A 2,981-nucleotide genomic window follows, 5' to 3' on the forward strand; every position below is an offset into this window, starting at 1 on the left:
TTAAATTAGAGAAAGAAAGTAAAGAAACAGAGTCAAAAAAAGAAGATAGAGCAATTGAATTAGAGAAAGAAAGTGAAAAAACTAAATTAGCAAAAGAAGATAAAGCGAATGGATTAGAGGAAGAAGAGGTGAAAATTGAATCAGAAAAAGAAGATGAAGAAACCGATTCAGAGAAAGAAGAAATAGTAATTGAATCAAAGAAAGAAAGTGAAGAGACTGAACCAGCAAAAGAAGAAGTAGTAAATGAATCAAAGAAAGAAAGTATAGATTCAGGATCAAAAATAGAAACTTCAGTGCGTTCAATAATAGTGAAAACTCCATTTTCTATTATTTCGGATGTGACTAGTTTTATAAAATTTCCTAATATTAATGTAAAAAAACAAGAAGCATTTGTATTTCGTAATGAAAAAGATGCTAGGGGTCGTGAACTGGATGCTAAGTTATTAACTACAGTGCAACATTATCATGGAGAAGTTAATTGTAATTTAGTTTCTTCAAAACTTCATGAAAAGAGAGTGCTTTTAGAATTTTCTAATCAAAAAGTAAAAGGGAATATGGAAGAGAATTGGATAGGCACATCTTCGTGGATTCCTATCCACGGTATAATATTAGAGAAGGAAGATGAAGCAGACGTAAATAATTATATAACTGGGAAACTACCAATAGAAATAGGAAGATATAAAGGTGAAATTAGCTTACAAGAAAAGGTGGTATTTAAAGAAAAAGTTATAGGAATAAAAGAGGTATCACAGGAAATTATTTTGACCAAAAAAGAATTCTTATTGCCAAAAATAATAAAGAAAGGACATAATCCATCTATAATTGAAAAAGGGAGCTTATTTGTAGAGGGCTATATATTTCAATGTATTGAATTTATTTCAGAACAAAGTACATCTCATGATAAGCTCTATCAGTTAATGCAAAATATTGTATTGGAATTGACTATTCAATTATTGCAAGAACAGGAAGTTCGTGTGCGGATTACATAAATAATCATATCTCCATCGATTAGCTAAAAATTTCTTCAGGAGTATGTAATAGAGAAATTTAAAAATAGTGCTAGCAAGTTTGCAAACGAGCTAGCTAATAAGGCGTGGGAAAAGATGTGAACTATAACTGATGGATCGATTGAAAATACTAGTTATTAAGATAGATGAAACGGATAAATCTTTGTTAAAACATGAGGTGTAATACAATGTGTATCCCCTTTAATTATAGAAAACTCACAACTTAAAAAGTAATACATGTTTATCATAAGTTTTTAAACACCAATTATATTTTTTTAGAATAATTGGATGGACAACCTCTTGCGTAGTATCGACTTCAGTAAAACCGTATTTTTTATAAAAGTTTTTTAATTCCTCGAAAGGGAGACAAAATACATTTTGAATATGTAATTCCTTCGCTGTTTGTACTAAAAATAAAACGAGTTCTCCCGCTAATTGTAACCCTCTAAATTTAGGAAGTATGAAAATACCACCCATTTCAATAGTATCTTTATCAATTTGAACTAAACGACCTACACCTGCATACTCGCCGTTGTATGTAATAATCGCAACTTTATCCCGCTTTAAATCACTTGGTACAAATCCTATTGATTCGTATTGATTATTAATCCATTCTAAATCTTTAGAAGTAGCTAGTTGTATACTCATAAGTAACCCCCCTTTGGAAAAGTATTAATATTCTCATTATATATAGCTCAATAACTAGTGAAAAGAGGATAAATCAAAATCATTTTTCTTAACAGTTCAAGTTTTGAGGAAGAGTGCATACAATATAAAGTACTTTCACTTTCTTCATTCTTGTTTTACGTATATAATTTAAAAGTAATATTTTTATTTTATTTTTTTATATATTTATAACAGAATAGAGGTTTAAAAATGAGTGTTAAAATCATTACGGATAGTGCGGCGGATTTACCGGTAGAATTGCTGCAAGCATATGATATAGATTTAATTCCACTCCGTGTATATGATGAAGCAGAAACAGAGTATTTAGATGGGGTTACATTAAAATCAGTTACTTTATTGCAAAAAATGAGAGAAGGCGCAGTTTATAAAACGTCATTGCCTTCACTTGAAACATTCCAAGAAAAATTTGTTTCCTATGCAAAAGAAGGTAACCCTTGTATATATTTAGCCTTTTCATCTGAATTGTCTGGTACATATCAATCGTCAGTTCTCATTAAAAAAGAAGTGAAAGAAACATACACTGATTTAGATTTAGAAATTATCGATACAAAATGTGCCTCACTCGGTCAAGGTATTGTCGTATTAGAAGCTGCCAAAATGGCAAAAGAGGGCGCGTCAAAAGAAGAAATCTTAAACCGTGTCGCTTTTCTAATGGAGCATATGGAACATATCTTCACTGTAGCTGACTTACAGTACCTTGTTAGAGGTGGACGTTTAAGTAAAGTAGCCGGTTTCATCGGCGGTTTATTAAACATTAAGCCAATTTTAAATGTGGATGAAGGAAAACTTGTACCACTTGAAAAGGTAAGAGGGAAAAAGAAAGTATTAAGCCGAATTGTTGATATTATGGAAGAGCGCGGAAAAGACCTTAAAGGTCAAACAATCGGTATGACTCACGGTGATGACTTAGAAACGGCCGAAGCATTAAAAGCATTAATTACTGAAAGATTCGGCTGCGAAGTATTTATCGTAAATACAATTGGAGCAGCAATCGGAGCGCATACAGGACCAGGTGCGTTAACATTGTTCTTCTTAAATGAAGTAGAGTAAAGGATTGATCTTTTGATCAATCCTTTTTTAATTCTAATATAATTGTTTTTTGTGAATGAAAAACATGTAATGTTTTATTAGTTAGTAGCTTTCTTTTTAGTAGGTAAGAAGGTAGATAGGAAACCAGTGAAGGCTAACATGAAACCAAATGTTTCAGTATCATCAACTACTAAACCATTGTTCCACTGATAAAGGAAGGATGCTAGCAATAAAAGAGTAGCAGCGCCTCCAACATAT

3 protein-coding genes are annotated in these 2,981 nt (G+C 31.5%); 2 read left to right on the top strand and 1 reads right to left on the bottom strand.

Going from position 1 to position 2,981, the window contains the following annotated elements:
* The coding region (locus V7038_RS26350; protein WP_335695869.1) for a BC_2427 family protein at nucleotides 1–989 on the top strand (989 nt) is incomplete at its 5' end.
* 234 nt (nucleotides 990–1,223) lie between these two features.
* On the opposite strand, the gene V7038_RS26355 is transcribed toward V7038_RS26350, so the two are convergent.
* A complete protein-coding gene (locus V7038_RS26355) occupies nucleotides 1,224–1,655 on the bottom strand; it encodes a GNAT family N-acetyltransferase (protein ID WP_016105124.1) in 432 nt (143 codons plus the stop codon).
* Nucleotides 1,656–1,883: 228 nt separating this feature from the next.
* On the opposite strand from V7038_RS26355, the gene V7038_RS26360 reads away from it, so the two are divergent.
* The gene (locus V7038_RS26360; protein ID WP_070146613.1) at nucleotides 1,884–2,744 is read left to right on the top strand and encodes a DegV family protein; all 861 of its coding nucleotides are present in this window, start codon (nucleotides 1,884–1,886) and stop codon (nucleotides 2,742–2,744) included.
* The last annotated feature ends 237 nt before the right edge of the window (nucleotides 2,745–2,981 follow it).

Origin of the sequence: Bacillus sp. JJ783 (assembly GCF_036963225.1) — a bacterium.
In the GTDB taxonomy this organism is placed as follows: Bacteria; Bacillota; Bacilli; order Bacillales; family Bacillaceae_G; genus Bacillus_A; species Bacillus_A cereus_U.

Excerpts from the sequence above, each read along its gene's own strand:
- V7038_RS26360 (WP_070146613.1), top strand. The coding sequence starts at position 1,884 with ATGAGTGTTAAAATCATTACGGATAGTGCGGCGGATTTACCGGTAGAA.
- V7038_RS26355 (WP_016105124.1), bottom strand. The coding sequence starts at position 1,655 with ATGAGTATACAACTAGCTACTTCTAAAGATTTAGAATGGATTAATAAT.